The sequence below is a fragment of the Paraburkholderia sp. GAS348 genome, from assembly GCF_050434205.1.
Taxonomy (GTDB): domain Bacteria; phylum Pseudomonadota; class Gammaproteobacteria; order Burkholderiales; family Burkholderiaceae; genus Paraburkholderia.
Genome location: NZ_JBNPVT010000003.1, coordinates 446,181 through 466,510, shown reverse-complemented (window position 1 = coordinate 466,510; position 20,330 = coordinate 446,181). Strand labels below are relative to the sequence as shown.

The following is a 20,330-nucleotide window of genomic DNA, read 5'->3' as shown; positions in this document are numbered from 1 at the left end:
GAAAAACGTGCCATGTGCCGTCAAAGTGCCGGAAAAACAGGAGCACAATCGGCCGCTCCTGCCGGTGCCCTACGTCACTGCATGGTGGTGTTCGGCAACGGTGGATCCCCTGCCGATACCGTACTGATGTTCAGTGCGTGTTCGTTCAGTTTTCGCCGTTGCGCAGAGAGAACTCGCGCCATGACGGTCATGCATACGCAAGCCATCAAGAGCGGTATCGACAACAGCACACAGGTGAACAGATATGGAAAGCCCGATATGACTATCAAGCCAATCAACGACGTACCGACAATTGATCCCAGCCGTCCGATCGCAACGTTCCAGCCCCCACCGGAGGCACGGAGCGCAGTGGGATAGAAGATGCCCGGAATGGTGTTGACACAGATCAGCGGGCCCCCAACAGCTATCCCGGACAAGAAGACCACGCCCGTATGCCACTGATTGGTTTCGGACATGCCTAAAGCGATGACAAGCAGGGAGCCTGCGCCGAAAGCCACTGAAATGACCGACGCCACGTTATAGCGACGCACGAGGATAGCGAAAAGAACCGCCCCGCCAAGCGCACCGAACTGGAACATCGACGATACCTGCGAGGCGTCGTGCATCGATAGCCCCACCTGCTTCAGGTGCGTCGGCAACCAGCTCCCAATCAGAAAGAACGCCAGATAACCGGCAAACTCGGTAAACCACGTCAACACGGTGCCGAGCCGGTATTCACCGCTCAATAGCGCCCCGCTTCCGCTGAACGATTCGCGCGTTTCGGCGATGAATAAATGCATTCCAGAAAGGTCTAAGGCCGGAAACACTTTGCCAAGAATTCGTTTCGCCTGCTCGCTGGACTTCCGGCTGGCCACGATGTAGAGCGGTGACTCCGGTACTTGCCATGCGAATAACGCGGCAACGCCAAGCGGCATAAGACCACTCAATACAAGCATGCCTCGCCAACCCAACGTCCCAATAGCCGACGACGTCACGAAACCAGCGGCTGCCGCACCGAAAAGAAATCCACAGTATGTCGATGCGAGCATCGCTGACCGTGAACGGTCGGGGCTATATTCCGCGACGATCGCTGACGTAGCGGGCATCGCTGCCCCGATGCCGAGGCCGGTTATAAAACGCCAGGCAACCAGCTGAAATATCGACTGCGCTTCGCTCGACATCACACCCGCGATTCCAAACCAGGCGATGGCCACGATGCTTACCGTTCGACGACCGACACGGTCAGCCATTGTTCCTCCAACGATCGAGCCAATCAGCAGTCCGGTTAATCCAAAGGCCACCAGAGGCGAGAGCGCCGCGCTCGAAAGCTGCCAGTGCTGGCTTATTGCAGGCGCGATAAAACTGATCACGATCGTGTCGAAACCCTCGATTGCCGTTGCGGCGAAGCAGATGAGGAGCACCGTCCACTGCTTTCGCCCCACGGGCATATCGTTAAAAATCTTGCGCACATCCCGCTGGGCATAGCCTATGCTTTTCATCGCATCATCCTTGATGATCGACCACCGGGTTCCGGGGTCGACCGGGTTTCACTTGTCGCTCGACAGCACCGACATCACAGGGCCGTTAAAACCGGTGACGGATTCCGACTCGCAACAAGCCCTGAGTCTGTCCGCTCGACGGTGAAGGAATCAGCGTGATCTGCGCCTGAGTCGCCGAGCCCGCCGCTTTCAGCAGTTCGGCGGCAAAGTAAATATCCGTCCGCTTCGACAGGAAATAATTGGTGTAGAGATCGATTGCCCGATAGATTGGGCTCGCGGAGGTCGCCCCCACTTTGCCGTGCGTGTAGATGTACGCCGCACCTGCGAACAGAAAGGGTGTAATGAAATAACCGACGTTTGCCTCGTAGTTGTCAAACCGCACGTCACTGCCAAGGAAGCCTTTCTTGAATCGCGTCGTTGTGTACTCAAAGGCAACTGAAGCACTGCCGATCTTGTACGATGTACCTACCCCTGCGATGGATTCGCTCTCCGCGCTCTGCACGTACGGGGCGTAAATGATGTTTCGCGGCGCGGTGCTATCGAATGCGGCGGCGTACGGATTCTTGATGATCGTATAGGCGGCCGCTATATACAGCGGGAGGTTTATTCCCGTGTAGCTCAGTCCCACCGACGTCACGCTATTCGTGGAGAATTGTCCGGGCTGCCCACCAAAGCTATAGAGCGCACCGAATGTGAAGCCGCCGATTTTCGGACTGGCGTATTTGACCGAGTTGTTGATTCGTATGCTCCCTCCAGCGTTGTCAACGTCGCCGGCATGAGCGAAGTAGACCGCCCAGTTCAACCCGGCAGCGACGGTGGAGAGCATTTCGGCCACTTCCTCGTACTGACGACCCAGGGTAATCGTCCCATACGGACTTGAAATGCCAACGTACGCCTGCCGTCCAAACAGACGCCCATTGTTCGAGAGGTTTCCGCTAGACAGATCAAAGCCGTTTTCTAATGTGAAAACCGCTTTGTAACCGCCCCCCAGGTCTTCGGCACCGCGCAGTCCCCATCTGGACAACGATCCACCTCCGCTCTGAAGCAACCACGCAGAATGTCCGTTTTGATTGCTTGAGTAGGTCAAGCCTTCATCCAGCAGACCGTACAGTGTCACGGAACTTTGGGCGTACACCACCGCAGGCGTGATACAAAGCAGCGCCGCGGCCCAGGACAATCTCTTCATCTCCAGTCTCCCCTGCAATTTTGAATTCACTACCAACCGGTACATCAGAGGCGCTGAAAGAAGGATAGGTCTAAATTTTCCAGTCGTATAGTTTAATTTGGATAGGAGTATCCCCAGGTATATTTCGCCTGATGATGAAGAGAACGGGTGCGTGACACCACGAGAAGGGGATTGAATCTGGCAGTCCAACGGATCGGAAGCCGATGGTGGCGTCGTGTGGTAGCGACGTTACGAGGACGCCAACGCGTTGTTATCCCGCATCGGCTTGCACACAGGATCGTGCATTCGACCAACTTAAGCGTCACGCGGCCGTCCAACCCGGCACGCCGGCATCGGACAAAAGCGCCATCAGGTCAGGACGTTTGCTGACCTTCCTTGAGACCAGGTTTTTATCGTCAGGTCGATGCGCTTCTGGGCGAAGCAGAGTCCGCGACGAATTGTGCGACTCGCTGGGAAAACGCTTTCGTCGACGCGCATCTCAGGAACGCACGTTTTTCTTCTTCAAGCTGGCGCTCAAGGCCATCTTCGGCTGCCATTCCAACCAGCGATTTTGTTTCTCTAACCGCCGCCGCGGGTACATCCATGACTTTCCGCGCGAGCGCCAGGGTGGCGTCCTGCAAGGAAGCGGGTTCGGCAATACGCTGGACGAGTCCTAGCAGGCTAGCCTCGTCGGCACTCAACGAGTCCCGCGTCAGCATGATCTCCAATGCCCTCGCGGCCCCCAATCGACGCGCCAGATGAAAAGACAGACCACCGTCGCTGGATGTTCCTAGCTTGGCATAGCCGACGACGAAGCGGGCAGCGCTCGACGCCACCACCAGGTCGCACGCCATTGCCAGCGAAAAACCCGCACCTGCCGCCGCTCCCTGAACGCTAGCGATCACAGGTATTGGCAAGCGCCGCATCGCCATGATCGTGGTGTTCAGTGCGCTAATCAACGATTCGAGGGAGGAATCGGAACGCTGCAGCCCGTCAAGAATTTGACGAAGATCTCCGCCGGCTGAAAATATTCTGCCTCTGGCTTGAAGTATCACTGCGCGATACGTGGACGACGCCTCAATATCCTCGAAGGCGCCCAGCAGCTCATCGCAGAACGCCTTGTCGATCGAGTTCGCGCGTGTTTCGTTCACCATCGTAACGAAGGCGATGTCGTTATTTGACGTCAGCGTGATTTTGCTTTCCATGTGCCCTTGATCCGTGAATCAAATCTGTAAATCTGTAGTCGGACTCAGTTCTGTCGTGGGCCGGGCGGAACACCAGGAGCCGGCAACTTACGCATATTATACTTTACGAACAGTAAATTTAAAAGGAAAATGGACAGCATGGGACGGCGGATCGACTGGGCATGCGGCATGTGCGATGCAAATAGTGTGTTACTGTGCCGGCGCAAATCGACTGCGCTCAACGGGTTCAGCGGCGCTCAAGATCCGGTGCGAGTGTGTGATACCTTTGTTGACGATCGCGGATCCTGCAACGCCTGCACGGTGTTGGTCTGTCGGAAGGCGAACGGCACTGGAGCACGGACGCAACTGAATAACGAAATTCCGAATCGAGAAACCAAATGGCGGACAGCACAGGTTCCAGGAGCGTTGGTAACAAAAGCAGACCAACCGAACTCAAACGCGCAGAGCAGCAGCGGTCGCAGGAAACCCGCTCCGCGATCCTGAACGCGGCACTTGCCGAATTCGCCTCGAAGGGCTTTGAGGCTGCGAGTATTCGTAGCATCGCGGATCGCATCGGATTGCAACATCCGCTTATCACATACCATTACCGATCCAAGGACGATCTCTGGCAGGCGGTAGCGGAGTATGTGTTCGAACGCATTCGCCATGAGTGGGATGCCTATCTGACCGATACGCCCCCTGCCATGGCGGCGGACCGCGTAAAACTTGTGTATCGGTCTTTGTTTCGCTTCACGGTTGATTTCCCCGAGTTTCATCGCTTCATGCTCCAGGAGTTCCTGGTGTACAGCCCTCGGTTACAGTGGCTCGCCGACACGGTGCTCAAGCCATTGATCAGCTGGATCATTCCGCAGATTCGCGAGGCGCAGGATGAACACACCTTGCCCCAAGTCGAACCGATCCTCCTGCACTATCTCATGATCAGCCTGACATCAACGCTTTCTGGATTCGGCCCGGAAATGCTCGCCACCAGCAATGTTTCTGCGTCCGATCCCAAGGTCGTTGAGGCGTATTGGCAGATGGTCGAGGCACTCGTCTTTAGCAAGCAACCGGAGACGCAACGTTCGGACACGGTCGAATCACGTTCGCGCAAGTCCGGCAATCGGACCCGCGTATCCGCACGCGCGAAGAACAGTTGAGATATCCCGCACTACTGCCGGGTTTCAGGGAAGATCGATCCGACTCGCTTTAAAGACGATGGTCTGGCAGACGCTAGCCGTCCACCGGCGATTCAAGCCTTTTCCTGATCACATCGATTCCCCCTGGCCGAGCGCCTGGTGCGCTTTCGTATTACCGAAGTGCGGCGCAGTCGCGAGGCGTTGCCGTTTCGCTGGTCTGACGTCGCCTATGCGCCACGGTTCGCGACACCCGCCTGATTGCCTGCTGCATTGGCCGCCTCCTTGCCGACTGCACCGATCAAGTCGCGGTGTAAGAAGCTCAGGCTCGCCGCCGTGCACGAAGAACCCGCAGACGCCACCATCGACGAAGGCCATGCGCTCTTCTGCATGGGGCCACCGGTTGCCGAGGACGTTGCCGCGCCGGACGGACTGTCGCTCGAACGCTGAATGACGGGCCCGGCATCCTAGCGCAAAATCGGATTACGCACGCCTCCACGCGGGCGAGTTCTGTTTCCGACCGGCAAGGTCAGCAAGGTGAAGCGGGTGTCAGGCATTTTCACACCGAATGCCGGCTTTCCCACATACCGAAAACTGACGGCCGGTTATCCTGATTACTCGGGCGGGCGGCAGGAGAAAGCCATGTCGGTATATGTCGATGAAGGATTCAGGCCCTGTGTCACGGAATGCGCAACGGTCGCCTTCCGGGTCTGTTTTGACGAACGGGTGCAGATCTTCGAGGTCAGCGCCGAGGCACTGATGACCTATTGCGGAGCCGCCAGCAAGCGGCGCCGCGATTTGCTCATCGCGTTCGAAAACGCGCAACTGGAAATATTGAAGGTGGTGGTGTGTAAATGGCCGTTCAAACAGATCGAGCCCGTGCGGCTGGGGCTCGACGAATTCCGAATGGTCAGACATTAGGCATGCCAGAATCGCGTCCATGACCTGGATCGCCGCCCTGCCGATGTACAACGTGACGCCCACGCTCGCCACTGCGTGGCGCGAGTGGCTGGACGACGTCTTGCGCATGGTGAAGCCGGCGTGCCGCGTCGTCGAACCCGACGAGGAACTGCATGGCTTCTGGCGGCGCCCCAACGTACTGCTCTCGCAAACCTGCGGCTATCCCTTGATGCATGGTTTGAACGAACAGGTTCAGTTGATCGCCACGCCGCGCTTCGACGCGCCCGGCTGCAAAGGCGCGGAGTATTCGAGCGTACTGGTCACGCGGGCAGAGGCGCAGTTCGATTCGCTCGCGGCGTGCCGTGGCGCACGTGCCGCCTACAATCAGGACGATTCGAACAGCGGCATGAACGTGTTTCGCCATGCGGTGGCGCCGCTTGCGCGCGGCGGTGCGTTTTTCAGCGCGGTCCTGCGCACCGGTTCGCATCTTGGATCATTGCGAGCGGTGGTCGAAAATCGCGCGGACGTCGCCGCCATCGACTGCGTGACGTTCGCGTTTGTCTGCGATGAATTGCCGGAACTGGCACGGCAGGTTCGGCAAATCGGCGTGACGGCAGCCTCTCCGGGTTTGCCCTTGATTGCCTCCAACAACGTGCCGGCCGCGACAATCGAGACGCTGCGCGAGGCACTGAGCGAGGCGCACCTTGCACAGCCCGAGCGCGCCAAACGCCTGCGTTTGAAGGGCTTTTCCGCGTTGCCGCTCACGGACTACGAGCGGATCGAGCAACTCGAAAACGAGGCACGTGCCTCAGGCTACGCGCGCCTCGCTTAAGACTCGCGGTCAGCCCACATTCAGCACCAGAAGCTGTGCCCCATCGGCGACCTGATCGCCGACCGCATAGAGCACTTCCGACACCGTGCCTGCCGCCGGCGCGCCGATCGTGTGCTCCATCTTCATCGCTTCCATCACGATCAGCGGCGTGCCCTTCTCCACCACCGTGCCCGGTTCGACCAGCACCGCGATCACCTTGCCCGGCATCGGCGCGGTCAAGCGGCCTTCGCCACCTTCAGCATCCGCGGCATGCGCGAGCAGGTTCTGCCACTCGAACGCCAGCGCCTCGCCAAGGCAGAATACGTGGAACGTATCGACGTCGATGAACACGCGCCCCGTTACCCGCGCGTCGCCGATCGTCGCGCGGTATTCGTGCTCGCCCGTGCCAGCCGACCATGTGAAGTCCTCGCGCACGCCATCGCGTTCGAGGGTTTGTGTGGCGCCGTCGCGGGCAAACGTGACTTCGAAAGCCGCGTCGTTCTCGACATCGCGCCAGCCGAGCGTTTGTGTATAGCCGCTGTTAAGGCGCCAGTGAGACAGCGCATCCCACGGCGACGCGCCATGGGCGGTGCCGCCTTCGCGCGTCAGCAACGCGGCGCAGGCGAGCGCCAACGCCTCCTTGAAGGGCTTCTTCACGGGCGCGAACAGGGCATCGTGATGACGCTCGATCAAACCCGTATCCAGATCGCCGGTCGCGAACGGTTCGCTCGTGACGATGCGTTGCAGGAACTCGACGTTGGTATGCGGGCCGACCACTTCGCAGGCCCGCAGCGCACGACTCATACGCGCGAGCGCCTCTTCACGCGTCGCGCCGTGAACGATCAGCTTGGCGATCATCGGATCGTAGAACGGCGTGATGGTGTCGCCTTCGCGCACGCCGCTGTCGATGCGTACCGGCGCCTTGCGGCCGGGCTCGCCCAGGCCGGCCGCGCCGATGGAGAATTCGACGCCTTCCGGCATGCGCAAATGCTTGAGCGTGCCCGTCGACGGCAGGAAGCCGCGTGCAGGATGCTCGGCGTAGATACGCGCTTCGATCGCGTGGCCGTCGATTTTCAGCTGTTGCTGCGTGAGCGGCAGCGGTTCGTCCGCAGCGACGCGCAGTTGCCATTCCACCAGGTCCTGCCCCGTCACCATTTCCGTGACCGGATGCTCGACCTGCAGGCGCGTGTTCATCTCCATGAAGTAGAAATCGCCCGTGCCGGTCATGATGAACTCGACCGTGCCCGCACCGACGTAATTCACCGCACGCGCGGCGGCCACGGCCGCTTCGCCCATCTCGCGCTTGATGTCCTCGGACAAGCCCGGTGCCGGCGCTTCTTCCAGCACTTTCTGGTGACGCCGCTGCACCGAGCAGTCGCGGTCGAACAGATACACCGCGCCGCCATGACGGTCCGCGAACACCTGCACTTCCACGTGACGCGGCCGCGTCAGATACTTTTCGATCAGCACGCGATCGTTGCCGAAACTGCTGGCCGCTTCGCGTTTGCACGATGCCAGTGCCGCCGCGAAATCTTCCGTGCGCTCGACGACGCGCATGCCTTTGCCGCCGCCACCCGCGCTCGCCTTCAGCAAGACCGGATAACCGATGGCATCCGCTTCGCGGTGCAGTAACTGCGGATCCTGGTCGTCGCCGTGATAGCCCGGCACGAGCGGCACGGCGGCCGCATGCATCAGCGCCTTCGCGGCCGCCTTCGAACCCATCGCGGCGATCGCTTCGACCGGCGGTCCGATGAATACGATGCCGGCCGCTTCGCAGGCATGCGCGAAGTCTTCGTTTTCCGACAGGAAGCCGTAGCCCGGATGCACCGCCTGTGCGCCGGTTGCACGAGCGGCTTCGATAATGCGCTCGACGCGCAGATAGCTTTCCGCCGCGGTCGAGCCGCCGATATGCACCGCCTCGTCACAGGCGGCCACGTGTTTCGCGTTGGCGTCCGCATCGGAATACACGGCCACGCTCGCAATACCGAGCCGCTTGCAGGTCGCGGCGACACGGCACGCAATCTCGCCGCGGTTGGCAATCAGGATCTTGTTGAACATGAGGTATCTCGGTGATGGTCCCGTTCGGGGCTGTGTTGTTCTGGTGGAGGCCAGCATGCGCCTCGGGATAGGTGCCTTTGTGACGCTTCAACTGCGCCAGGAAGGTGTGCGCTTTTCGAGGAACGACGCGACGCCTTCACGGCCTTCCGCACCCGCTCGCGTACGCGCGATGCGCGCCGCCGTGTCCTCGATCATGACCTCGTTCAACTCGTGGCCAGCGATGTCCTGCACGAGTTGCTTGCAGGCACGCACCGCTTGCGGGCCGTTTGCGCACAGCGTCTCAGCGATCTGCTGCACGGTGGCGTCGAGTTGCTCCATGCCCACCGCTTCGCTGACGAGGCCGAGGCGGTACGCCGTCGCGCAATCGAACTGCTCGGCGGTCGCGAAGTAGCGGCGCGAGGCCTGCTCGCCCAACGCGCGGATCACGTACGGCGCGATGGTGGCCGGGATCAGGCCGAGACGCGCTTCCGAGAGGCAAAACCGCGCGCCCTCCACCGCGACGACGATATCGCACGCCGAGATCAAACCCATGCCGCCCGCGTACGCGTCGCCATTCACGCGCGCGATCACCGGTTTGGCGCAGCGATAGATCGACGACAGCATGTTCGCGAGCAGCATTGCGTCGGCGCGGTTCTCGTCGTCCGAATAGCCGGCCATCTTCTTCATCCAGTTCAGGTCGGCGCCTGCACAGAACGCCTTGCCGTTCGCGGCAAGCACCACCGCGCGCACGTCGTCGCGCGCGCTCAAGGCGATGAAGGCCGAGGTCACCTCGGCGATCATCGTTTCGTTGAACGCGTTGCGCACGTCCGGCCGGTTCAGCGTAACCGTGGCGATCTGACCGGCGAATGCGACATTCAGCGTATCGTATTGCATCGTTGCAGCTCCTCTCCCGTAGCGCTCTGTCACATTCTGAACACGCCGAAACGCGTGTCTTCGATCGGCGCATTCATCGTCGCCGAGAGGCCGAGACCGAGCACGTCGCGCGTTTGCGCCGGGTCGATCACACCGTCGTCCCATAGACGCGCGCTCGCGTAGTACGGGTGCCCCTGATGCTCGTATTGCTCGCGGATCGGCTGCTTGAACGCATCCTCTTCTTCGGCGCTCCACGAACCGCCTTTGCCTTCGATGCCGTCGCGCTTGACCGTGGCCAGCACCGACGCCGCCTGCTCGCCGCCCATCACCGAAATGCGCGCGTTCGGCCACATCCACAGGAAGCGCGGCGAATACGCGCGGCCGCACATGCCATAGTTGCCGGCCCCGAACGAACCGCCGATGATCACCGTGAACTTCGGCACCTTCGCCGTGGCCACGGCCGTCACCATCTTCGCGCCATTGCGGGCGATGCCTTCGTTTTCGTACTTGCGGCCCACCATGAAACCCGTGATGTTCTGCAGGAACACGAGCGGAATCTTGCGCTGGCAGCACAGTTCGATGAAATGCGCGCCCTTGAGCGCCGACTCCGAAAACAGAATGCCGTTGTTCGCGATGATGCCGACCGGATGCCCCCAGATATGCGCGAAGCCGCACACGAGCGTGGTGCCGTAACGGGCCTTGAATTCGTCGAACGCGGAATCGTCGACGATACGCGCGATCACCTCGCGGATATCGAACGGCTTGCGCGTATCGACGGGAATCACGCCGTACATGCTCTTCACGTCATAGCGCGGCGGCTTCGGCTCCTGCAATGCCACCGGCACCTGCTTCGAGCGATTCAGATTGCCGACGATGCTGCGCGCAATGCCCAACGCATGCGCGTCGTTCTGCGCGAGATGATCGACCACGCCCGACAGACGCGTATGCACGTCGCCGCCGCCGAGGTCTTCCGCGCTCACCACTTCACCGGTTGCGGCTTTGACGAGCGGCGGTCCGCCGAGAAAAATCGTCCCCTGATTCTTGACGATGATCGATTCATCGCTCATGGCCGGCACATAGGCGCCGCCCGCCGTGCACGAGCCCATCACGACGGCGATTTGCGGAATGCCGGCCGCGGACAGATTCGCCTGATTGAAGAAGATGCGGCCGAAGTGATCGCGATCGGGGAACACGTCGTCCTGATTCGGCAGATTCGCACCGCCCGAGTCGACCAGATAGACGCACGGCAAATGGTTTTCGGCGGCGATTTCCTGCGCCCGCACGTGCTTTTTCACGGTGACGGGATAGTAAGTGCCGCCTTTGACCGTCGCATCATTGCAGACGATCACGCACTCCTGCCCTGCGATGCGGCCAATGCCGGTGATGACGCCTGCGCCGGGTGCATCGTTGTGGTACATGCCATAGGCCGCGAGTTGCGAGAACTCGAGAAATGGCGTGCCCGGATCGAGGAGTTTCTCGATACGATCGCGCGGCAGCAATTTGCCGCGGCCCGTGTGTTTGTCGCGCGCCGCTTTCCCGCCGCCCAGCGCGAGTTTCTCGATCTTCGCGCGAAGATCGGCGACTAGCGCTTCGAGCGCCGCCGCGTTGGTGCGGAAGTCGTCCGAGCGCGGATTCAGCTTTGATTCGATGATCGGCATTGCGTGGCTTCTCCGGTTCGCCGCTTTTTGTCGGCCTGCAGTGACGCACTGCATTGGGTTGTGCGCAGTTGCGCGCCTTGTGCTGCAGTGGTCCGCAGTGATCTGTCAGGCAGCACAATGCGCACTGCTGTGGCTCAAGCCGTCTCGGCGAACAGTTCGCGGCCAATCAGCATGCGACGGATTTCGCTCGTGCCCGCGCCGATTTCATAGAGCTTGGCATCGCGCCACAGACGGCCGACCGGATACTCGTTGATATAGCCATTGCCGCCGAGAATCTGGATCGCCTCGCCGGCCATCCACGTCGCTTTTTCAGCGGTGTACAGAATCACGCCCGCGCAGTCCTTACGCACCTGGCGCACGTGTTCCTTGCCGAGCGTGTCGAGTTGCCGGCCCACTGCGTAGAGGTACGCGCGGCACGCTTGCAGCGTGGTGTACAGATCGGCGACCTTGCCTTGAATCAGCTGGAATTCGCCGATCGGCTGGCCGAACTGCTTGCGGTCGTGGATATACGGCACGACTGCGTCCATGACCGCGACCATGATGCCGGTCGGGCCGCCGGCGAGCACGGCGCGTTCGTAATCGAGGCCGCTCATCAGCACCTTCACGCCGCCGTTCAACTGGCCGAGAATATTTTCTTCCGGCACTTCCACATTCTCGAACACCAGTTCACCGGTATGGGAGCCGCGCATGCCGAGCTTGTCGAGCTTTTGCGCGACCGAGAAACCTTTCATGCCCTTCTCGACGATAAACGCGGTAATGCCCCGCGAATTCGCTTCGAGATCGGTTTTTGCATAGACGACGAGCGTGTCGCAATCCGGGCCATTGGTGATCCACATTTTCGTGCCGTTCAGCACATAGTGATCGCCCTTCTTGTCCGCGCGCAGTTTCATACTGACGACGTCCGAGCCCGCGTTCGGTTCGCTCATGGCGAGTGCGCCAATGTGCTCACCGGAAACCAGCTTGGGCAGATACTTTTCCTTTTGCGCAGCCGTGCCGTTGCGATGAATCTGGTTGACGCACAGATTCGAGTGCGCGCCGTACGAGAGACCGACCGATGCCGACGCGCGCGAGATTTCTTCCATCGCGACCATGTGCGCCGTGTAGCCCATATTCGCGCCGCCGTATTCCTCCGAAACGGTCATGCCGAGCACGCCCAGGTCGCCGAATTTGCGCCACAGGTCCATGGGAAACTGATCCGACCGATCGATTTCCGCGGCACGCGGGGCGATTTCTTTGGCAGCGAATCCTGCGATGCTGTCACGCAGCATTTCGATTTCTTCGCCGAGCGGGAATTGCAAACCGGGCAGGTTGCTCATTGCTGTGTCTCCAGAGTTTGTTGGCGGGCCGAGGCCTGAGTGGCCACCAGCTCGTCTGAGTGCGGCTCAGCGGACGGCGACGGCCTTGTGGGCCGCCTTCACCATCCCGCACGAGGCGCGAAACGTTCAAGGCGCATTCTCACGCCAGATTTACGTAAGCGTCAATAGGTATTTTTGAGTGTAACTCAGAAACCATTCGGCGTAGCTCAGACGCTGCCATACCGTGATAGGATCGCTGTCATCGGGGTTGTGGACCCCACAAAACTGAACTGAACTCATATGACGGTTGTCTTGAAGGCTGAGTTACCTGCCTCGCGCCGCCAGCCGGCCGGGCGCAAGTCGCAGCAGCGCGTGAAGGAGATCTTGCAGGCGGGCCGCGACGTATTCTCCGAGAAGGGTTACGAGCGCGCGACGACGGCGGAAATTGCGCAGCGCCTGGGCATTTCCGAGGCGACCGTATTCAGTTATTTCCGCGGCAAGCGCGAGTTATGCGCGCGGGTGATCGGCGACTGGTATGACGAAATCATTGAAGCGATCGAATCCGGGTTGCCGCGCGATGGCAATGTGCGGCAGCAATTTGCTTTTATTGTGCGCACGCATTTGCGGTTGATGCTGGTCAATGGCACGGACCTGTGTGCTTTGGTGTTGTCTGAAGGGCGGGCTCGGCATCATGAGTTGAGTGAGGCTTTGACCGAATTGCAGCGGCAGTACACGGCGCCCTTGATGCGGGTGTTGGCGCAGGGTCAGGAAACCGGGCAGATTCGGGCTGATATGCCATTGAGGCTGCTGCGCTCGATGGTGTTCGGGCCGATGGAACATGTGTTGTGGGACGCCACGCTGGCGAACCGCCATATCGACATCGACGCTACCGCGGATCAGTTGATCGATGTTCTGTGGGCGGCTCTGACGCCGCCCGATGTGTCGGTGAGCGCTCTGCAGCAGTTCAGGGCCGAGGTGGCCGAGGCGAACCGGCGGTTTGAGGAGGCGGCTCGGGCGCCTCGCGGCGGATAGTGGTTTTTTGGTTTTTTTGCCTGCATGGCGCTTTGGGCCTGTCATAAATTTTGTCTGTATGCCCGCAGGGTTGGGCCTTCCTTGATTTCGAAGACAACCAAACCATCCAAATACGCTAATCTACCTCTCCCGGCGAAGCCACAACAAAAAGAGGCACAAATGCCATCCCCGAAAACCGGCAAAATCCGAATCGGCATAGGCGGATGGACCTATGCCCCTTGGCGAGGCACCTTCTACCCACCAGACCTCACGCAAAATCGCGAACTCCAACACGCGAGCCAACACCTCACATCGATAGAAATCAACGGCACCTTCTACGGCTTGCAAAAACCAGCAAGCTACGAAAAGTGGTATCAGGAAACCCCGGAAGATTTCGTCTTCTCGCTAAAAGCCCCCCGCTACGCAACAAACAGAAAAATCCTGGCAGACGCCAATGAAACCATCGAACGCTTCTTCGCCAGCGGCGTGCTACTGCTAAAACAAAAGCTAGGCCCGATCAACTGGCAATTCGCCACCACCAAAAAATTCGACCCCGAAGACTTCGAAGCCTTTCTGAAACTGCTGCCCGCCAGCATAGAAGGCCAAAAACTAAGACACGCAATCGAAGTCCGCAACGACACCTTCAAAACCCCCGAATTCATCGCGCTAGCCAGAAAGTACAAAGTCGCCATCGTGCTGGCAGCCGACGGCGAATACCCGCAAATCGCCGACATTACCGCGCCATTCGTCTACGCCCGCATCATGGGTACAAGCGACAAAGAAGCCAAAGGCTATTCGACCGAAGCCCTAGACGCCTGGGTCGAACGCGCCCGCCAACTCGCCGCGGGCACGACGCCGGACGACCTGGAAACCTCGGCCGCGGCCCCCGCAAAAACCACGGCGCGCGACGTCTACCTCTATGTCATCAGCGGCTTCAAGGAACGCAATCCGGCAGCCGCCATGGCACTGATCAAGCGCCTCGAATAACGATCATCCGGCCCGCACGCGCGAGTGTCATAATCCCGGCAGCTAACCCATGCACCGACGCACCAACACTCACACATTCAGGCCGTGAGGCCCCCTCAACATCCAAGGTCCGGGAGAATATTTTGAGTGCCATCGACAATCCTTTGCACGATCAGGAAGTTGGCTCGGCCGACGCCACCCAGGACACCACGCGCATCGACGACGTTCGTATCGGCGCCGTACGTCCGCTGATTTCCCCTGCCCTGCTGCAGGACGAATTGACTGTGCCGCCTTCGGTGCAGACGCTCGTCGAGAAAACCCGCGCGGAAATCGCCGACATTCTGCACGGCCGTGACGACCGGCTCGTGATGATCGTCGGCCCGTGTTCGATTCACGACCACGACCAGGCAATCGAATACGCCCATAAGCTCAAGGTCGCGGCGCAGACCTACAAGGACGATCTGCTGATCATCATGCGGGTCTACTTCGAAAAACCGCGCACAACGGTAGGCTGGAAAGGCTATATCAACGACCCGCGCCTCGACGGCAGCTTCCGCATCAATGAAGGTCTGCGTCTCGCACGGCAACTGCTGCTCGACATCAACGGCCTCGGCCTGCCCACGGCCACCGAATTTCTCGACTTGCTCAGTCCGCAATACATCGCGGATCTGATCGCGTGGGGAGCGATCGGCGCGCGCACGACGGAGAGCCAGAGTCACCGGCAGCTTGCATCGGGATTGAGCTGCCCGATCGGTTTCAAGAACGGCACGGACGGCGGTGTGCAAATCGCCGCGGACGCAATCGTCGCGGCGCGCGCGAGTCACGCGTTCATGGGTATGACAAAGATGGGGATGGCGGCGATCTTCGAGACGCGTGGCAATGACGACGCCCACGTCATCTTGCGCGGCGGCAAGAAAGGGCCGAATTACGACAGCGCATCCGTAGAAGCAACCTGCGCGGCGCTCAAATCGGCAGGCCTGCGCGAGCAGGTCATGATCGACTGTTCGCATGCGAACTCAGGCAAATCGCATTTGCGTCAACTGGAGGTGGTGCAGGATCTGGCGCAGCAACTTGCGCAGCGCGAGCACCGCATCATCGGCGTCATGCTCGAAAGCCATCTGGAAGAAGGCCGTCAGGATCTGAAAGCCGGTGCGCCGCTGCGTTACGGCGTCTCGATTACGGACGCCTGCGTAAGCTGGGCGCAAACCGAACCGGCACTCGATACTCTCGCCGAAGCGACCCGAAAACGGCGCGCGGGCTGAACTCGCCGGCGCGGCCTGCACGATCTCGCGCATCCAATGACCGTCGCCAACCGTCACCAACGGCCGGACCGCGAGCGTGCATGAGGCAAAACTGAAGCAAAACTGAAGCAAACAACACCGTCATAAGCACCCCACGCGCCGCACCAACCAGCGATTCGACACCATCACCGGGGTTGGGCAGCGCGTGATTCCTCACGCCCGATGCATCGGGCGCCGCGCGCTACAGCCACGCGCGTGGATGCTCCAGCGCGAGGCGCGTTGCATTACGACGCGTTGACGGCTTCCTTGAATGCCTTGCCGGCGGTGAACTTCACCGTCTTGGCTGCGGCGATCTGGATCTCGGCACCGGTCGACGGATTGCGGCCCACGCGTGCTGCGCGCGCGCCGGTCGAGAAAGAACCGAAACCGACCAGTTGCACCGTATCACCACCCACCACGGCTTTGGTCACCGCTTCGACGATAGCGTCGATGGTTTGGCCGGTGGCCGCTTTGCTTTCGCCCGTCGCTGCGGCGACTGCATCAATCAGTTCCTGTTTGTTCATAGCACTTCCCGTATGGTAATCATGGAACCGGCGCCACATCTGTTGCGCCGGGACCGACACACTAACGCATAGGCGCGTATTCGCGCAAACCTTGGATGTAAGCCTTGTATCGCCCGCCCAGCGGCAATTTGACGTTTTTTTGTTCCAAAGTGCCATAAGAATCGCGCGCTTACGCATTTCTCCCGCTTTAGGGCTGCCCTTGGCTTATCACAATCCGTTGCAATTTCAGTGATTTAGCGGTGAAAAACCAGCTGCAGTCAGGCTTTTTTCTTATCTTAGGGCGGATCGCAAAGATTCGGCATTCAGCCCCGCACCGTGTTCAGCAATTAAAAATCCGGGAAAAGTAAAACAACGAAAATTCTCCCAAATGCAACATGCGCGATGCCCTCCGCATGGTCTTGCGCCACCGCCGCGGCCTGCGATATTGACTGTGCGACGTTGGTCGGCACCGCAAAGCGGGACGCGCCTTTGCGTCGCCGGTCGGCAAATCTCGTGCAAGCTGGCGCGGCACAAATGACTCGCGGCCGAGTCACTCGCCGGGCGTATTTACCGTTCGCTCACCGCGCATGCTTTATTTCCACTGAAAGCGCCCTCAAGGTCCCTCCGGAGCGGCCGATATACAAATTTGCGACTGCGCTGCAAATGTTACAAGGACGGGAATGGATCGGTTAGCCAGATTGAGAGAAGCGCTATCGGTCGCGGAAGGCGACCCTGAACTCGTGCGCTCGCAACTCCAGGCATTCGGCTACCAGATACCGCTGCTTTATTTCATCCTGATCGTCAACACGATGGCTGTGGCTGTCACGCATCTGGAATTGGCGCCGGCATGGTTGTCCCTATATTTCCCCGGGGCGCTCTGCACGCTGTGCGTCATCCGTTGCGCGCGCTGGTGGCGCGTCCGGCGCCGGCCTCTGACGCACGAACAGGCCGTGCCCGAACTGCGCAAGCTGATCTGGCTCGCGGGCCTCTTCGCCGTCGCCTTCAGCACCTGGTCGCTACTACTGTTTCCCTACGGCACGGCCTACGAGCAGGCACAAGTCGCGTTTTACATGGCGACGACGTTGGTCGGTTGCGTGTTCTGCCTCATGCATCTGCGCGCGGCCGCCCTGCTTCTGCTTTCGATCGTCGTCCTGAGCTTTTCGACATTTCTGGTTTCCACGCGCTCTCCTGTCTTCATCGCGATGGCGATCGACATGACGCTGGTCGGCGTCGCACTCGCCTTCATCATTGAACTGTATTACCGGACGTTCACCGGCGTTGTGCATGCGCAGCGCGAATTGCAGGCAAGCCAGCAGAATACGCAAAGACTCAGCGACGACAACTTCCGGCTCGCGAGCATCGACAGCCTGACCGACCTGCCCAACCGGCGCAGCTTCTTCGCCTCGCTGCACGCGCTATCGGAACACGCGCCCGGAACCGGTGGCGGCTTCAATGTCGGGCTGATCGATCTCGACGGCTTCAAACAGGTCAACGACATCTATGGACATGCAAGCGGCGATCTCGTGCTGCAGGAAGTCGGCGTGCGGCTGCTGGCGCTCGCCGAGCCTGGCATCTTCTTCGCGCGCCTGGGCGGCGACGAATTCGGCGTGCTGGCCCAGCACAAACTGGAAAACGAGACGCTCGTCGAGTTGGGTGAGCGCATCTGCGAAGCACTCAGCCAGCCGTACCGGGTGGCCGGCAATGTCGCCGAACTGACAGGAACGATCGGCTGGGCAACGTTTCCGGAAGCAGGCACGACGGTCCAGCAAGTTTTCGAACGTGCCGACGCGGCCTTGTATGTCGGCAAGGAAGGCTGCCGCGGCACGCCTGTGATCTTCTCGAGAGAACATGAGACGCGGATCCGGCGCTCGAGTCTCGTCGCCCAGGAACTCCGCCATGCGGACCTGGAGTCCGAACTGTTCCTCGAGTTTCAGCCGATTTACGATGTGCTCACGCAACGCACCATCGGCATGGAAGCGCTCGGTCGATGGCACAATGCGCGGCTAGGCGCGGTCAGACCGGAGGAATTCATCCGGATTGCCGAGCGTACCGAACTGATTCTGCGCGTCACTGAAGTGCTGCTGCGCAAAGCGCTTGAGGAAGCATCGCGCTGGCCGTCCGACCTCTATCTGTCGTTCAATCTCTCCGCTATCGATATCTCGACTTCGCCGCGCGCTCGCCGCCTGGTCGATATCGTGCTGGGCAGCGGCGTGCCCGCGCATCACGTCAACTTCGAGATCACGGAAACCGCGGTCACGCGCGATTTCGAGCAGGCCCACTGCTCGCTCACGATGATCAAGCAAGCCGGCTGCCGTGTTTCGCTCGACGATTTCGGCACCGGTTATTCGAGCCTCAGCTATGTGCATCGCCTGCCCTTCGATACGATCAAGATCGATCGCAGCTTCATGAGCGACGTGGATTCCAACAGCGCGTCGAAGAAGATCGTCAAGTCGGTGCTCGATCTGTGCCGGAACCTCGGACTCGAGTGTGTCGTGGAAGGACTCGAGACGTCGTCGCAAGCGGAGGTTGTCAAAGCGCTGGGCGCGCGTGCGGTGCAAGGCTATCTGTTCGGCAAGCCGATGCGGGCGAACGCCGTCACTGACTATCTACAAGCGTCGCTCGCATAGGGCTATGCGGCGAGAGCCTGGCCGCGCACTGCCGCACCTCCTCTCAATCCGCGGCATCCGGCCCGGTCGGCAGGATCATCTGGTGGGGAACGTGAAAGCCTCTCATACGCGCAACGGCGTAAGACAGCAGCGCGGGTGCGTCCCGCCCACTTGAATCTTTGCAGGCATTCAGCCCGCCTCGCAGCGCCCTTTTGCCAACTTGTGCTTAAATCCGAACGTTGCGCTGCTGTGTTCGTGCCGGCCGGCTGAACGAGCAGTGCGGTCTCCCGCTGTCCGGCAGGAACCGACCATGTATGACGTGTTCGCAACGCACGCCGACTGGGCACGGACTGGGCACCGACGGTTTCAAATCCTTCATTGCATCAAAAGGAGCGTGGTTGTGTGGCATTTTCCGGTTGCGATTCCACCCTCGCTGGGCGTCTGGGCCGTATTCATGAGCGTGCTCGTCACGCAACTCGGCCTGCCGGTTCCAGCGGCGCCGATGCTGATCCTCGGTGGAACCATGGCCGCTATGGGACAGACCTCTTACGCCAGCATCATTGGCGCCGCCGTCTGCGCAACGCTGATAGCGGACTCGCTGTGGTTTTTCACCGGACGGGCGTACGGCCGGCGCTTGCTGAATCATCTGGTGCGCTTCTCGCTCTCGCTCGACACCACCGTGCGCGTCGCACGCAATACCTATGAACGCTACGGCGCGCCGATTCTCACCATCGCGAAGTTCCTGCCCGGCCTCGGTCTGATTTCGGCGCCGCTGCTCGGCACCACGCCAATCAAAGTCGGCGTGTTTCTGCTGTGGGATTTTGTCGGCGCGGCGCTGTGGGCCAGCGTATGGGTGATCGGCGGTGCGGCGCTTGACGATCAGATCGTGCAGCTCGTTCTGCTCGTGCGCCATAACGGCGGCACGATTTTCGACGCGTTCGCGGCGATCTTCGTTGCCGCACTCCTCTATCGCTGGGTGCGCCGCTGGCAATTTCGCCGCTGGCTCGCGCATGTACGCATCTCGCCGGAGCAGCTCGATGAACTGATGAAATCCAATGAGCCGCCGCTGATCCTCGATGCGCGGCCGCGCAGCATACGCGCGCAAGAATCACACCGGATTGCCGGCGCGCAGTTGCTGGATCTCGATTCGCCGGAGCCCCTGCAGCCCGAGTTACTGAAGCGGCGGATTGTCGTTTACTGCGTCTGTCCTAACGAAGCGACGGCCAAGCAGATCGTCACTCAGTTGCATCGAAAGAATATCCATCACGTCCGCGCGCTCAAGGGCGGCCTCGACGCGTGGGAAAAACGCGGATATCCGGTCGAGCCGTTGCCGTCCGACTTCGAGACGGCGATGGCCCATATGGCGGAAGACGAGGGCCACGAGGGCGAGTACACCGTGCGGGCGCGATTGGCGAAGTGATGATGGGAAG

General features: G+C 60.4%; 16 protein-coding genes. 8 read left to right on the top strand and 8 right to left on the bottom strand.

What is annotated here, in order from left to right; translation table 11 throughout:
- Positions 1-74 precede the first annotated feature (74 nt).
- From P3T22_RS07570 to P3T22_RS07560, 3 genes are all read right to left on the bottom strand, one after another.
- Positions 75-1,478: an MFS transporter gene (locus tag P3T22_RS07570; RefSeq protein WP_063499488.1), complete on the bottom strand. Its 1,404-nt coding sequence runs from the start codon at positions 1,476-1,478 to the stop codon at positions 75-77.
- 85 nt (positions 1,479-1,563) lie between these two features.
- Positions 1,564-2,655: a porin gene (locus tag P3T22_RS07565; RefSeq protein WP_429324649.1), complete on the bottom strand. Its 1,092-nt coding sequence runs from the start codon at positions 2,653-2,655 to the stop codon at positions 1,564-1,566.
- Between the two features lie 404 nt (positions 2,656-3,059).
- Positions 3,060-3,848 (bottom strand): enoyl-CoA hydratase/isomerase family protein, encoded by a 789-nt coding sequence (locus P3T22_RS07560; protein WP_063499490.1) that lies wholly within the window; start codon positions 3,846-3,848, stop codon positions 3,060-3,062.
- Between the two features lie 377 nt (positions 3,849-4,225).
- Here P3T22_RS07560 and P3T22_RS07555 point away from each other — a divergent pair, with 377 nt between their 5' ends.
- From P3T22_RS07555 to P3T22_RS07545, 3 genes are all read left to right on the top strand, one after another.
- Positions 4,226-4,984, top strand: coding sequence for a TetR/AcrR family transcriptional regulator (locus tag P3T22_RS07555; RefSeq protein WP_063499491.1), 759 nt, complete (start codon positions 4,226-4,228; stop codon positions 4,982-4,984).
- A gap of 618 nt (positions 4,985-5,602) precedes the next feature.
- Positions 5,603-5,881 (top strand): hypothetical protein, encoded by a 279-nt coding sequence (locus P3T22_RS07550; protein ID WP_063500775.1) that lies wholly within the window; start codon positions 5,603-5,605, stop codon positions 5,879-5,881.
- A 19-nt stretch (positions 5,882-5,900) separates the two neighbouring features.
- Positions 5,901-6,692, top strand: coding sequence for a phosphate/phosphite/phosphonate ABC transporter substrate-binding protein (locus P3T22_RS07545; RefSeq protein WP_063499492.1), 792 nt, complete (start codon positions 5,901-5,903; stop codon positions 6,690-6,692).
- Between the two features lie 9 nt (positions 6,693-6,701).
- Here P3T22_RS07545 and P3T22_RS07540 read toward each other — a convergent pair whose 3' ends face one another.
- The 4 genes from P3T22_RS07540 to P3T22_RS07525 all read right to left on the bottom strand — a co-directional run bounded on the left by P3T22_RS07540 (position 6,702) and on the right by P3T22_RS07525 (position 12,555).
- Positions 6,702-8,729 carry an acetyl/propionyl/methylcrotonyl-CoA carboxylase subunit alpha gene (locus P3T22_RS07540; protein WP_063499493.1) on the bottom strand — a complete coding sequence of 676 codons (2,028 nt, stop codon included), beginning with the start codon at positions 8,727-8,729 and terminating at the stop codon, positions 6,702-6,704.
- Between the two features lie 87 nt (positions 8,730-8,816).
- Entirely contained in the window at positions 8,817-9,602 is a 786-nt protein-coding gene (locus P3T22_RS07535; protein ID WP_429324648.1) for an enoyl-CoA hydratase/isomerase family protein, read from the bottom strand.
- 29 nt (positions 9,603-9,631) lie between these two features.
- Entirely contained in the window at positions 9,632-11,239 is a 1,608-nt protein-coding gene (locus P3T22_RS07530; protein ID WP_063499495.1) for a carboxyl transferase domain-containing protein, read from the bottom strand.
- Positions 11,240-11,373: 134 nt separating this feature from the next.
- A complete protein-coding gene (locus P3T22_RS07525; RefSeq protein ID WP_063499496.1) occupies positions 11,374-12,555 on the bottom strand; it encodes an isovaleryl-CoA dehydrogenase in 1,182 nt (393 codons plus the stop codon).
- 279 nt (positions 12,556-12,834) lie between these two features.
- Here P3T22_RS07525 and P3T22_RS07520 point away from each other — a divergent pair, with 279 nt between their 5' ends.
- The 3 genes from P3T22_RS07520 (at position 12,835) to P3T22_RS07510 (ending at position 15,773) form a co-directional block, all read left to right on the top strand.
- Entirely contained in the window at positions 12,835-13,566 is a 732-nt protein-coding gene (locus P3T22_RS07520) for a TetR/AcrR family transcriptional regulator (RefSeq protein ID WP_429324647.1), read from the top strand.
- Between the two features lie 159 nt (positions 13,567-13,725).
- Positions 13,726-14,532: a DUF72 domain-containing protein gene (locus P3T22_RS07515; protein WP_148662322.1), complete on the top strand. Its 807-nt coding sequence runs from the start codon at positions 13,726-13,728 to the stop codon at positions 14,530-14,532.
- A gap of 122 nt (positions 14,533-14,654) precedes the next feature.
- On the top strand, positions 14,655-15,773 hold the full coding sequence (locus tag P3T22_RS07510) for a 3-deoxy-7-phosphoheptulonate synthase (RefSeq protein WP_063499498.1): 1,119 nt from the start codon (positions 14,655-14,657) through the stop codon (positions 15,771-15,773).
- A 263-nt stretch (positions 15,774-16,036) separates the two neighbouring features.
- Here P3T22_RS07510 and P3T22_RS07505 read toward each other — a convergent pair whose 3' ends face one another.
- Positions 16,037-16,315: an HU family DNA-binding protein gene (locus tag P3T22_RS07505; RefSeq protein ID WP_006049832.1), complete on the bottom strand. Its 279-nt coding sequence runs from the start codon at positions 16,313-16,315 to the stop codon at positions 16,037-16,039.
- A 659-nt stretch (positions 16,316-16,974) separates the two neighbouring features.
- On the opposite strand from P3T22_RS07505, the gene P3T22_RS07500 reads away from it, so the two are divergent.
- A complete protein-coding gene (locus P3T22_RS07500) occupies positions 16,975-18,921 on the top strand; it encodes a putative bifunctional diguanylate cyclase/phosphodiesterase (RefSeq protein ID WP_063499499.1) in 1,947 nt (648 codons plus the stop codon).
- Positions 18,922-19,300: 379 nt separating this feature from the next.
- Positions 19,301-20,320, top strand: a complete 1,020-nt coding sequence (locus tag P3T22_RS07495; RefSeq protein ID WP_429324646.1) for a VTT domain-containing protein — start codon at positions 19,301-19,303, stop codon at positions 20,318-20,320.
- Positions 20,321-20,330: the final 10 nt, after the last annotated feature.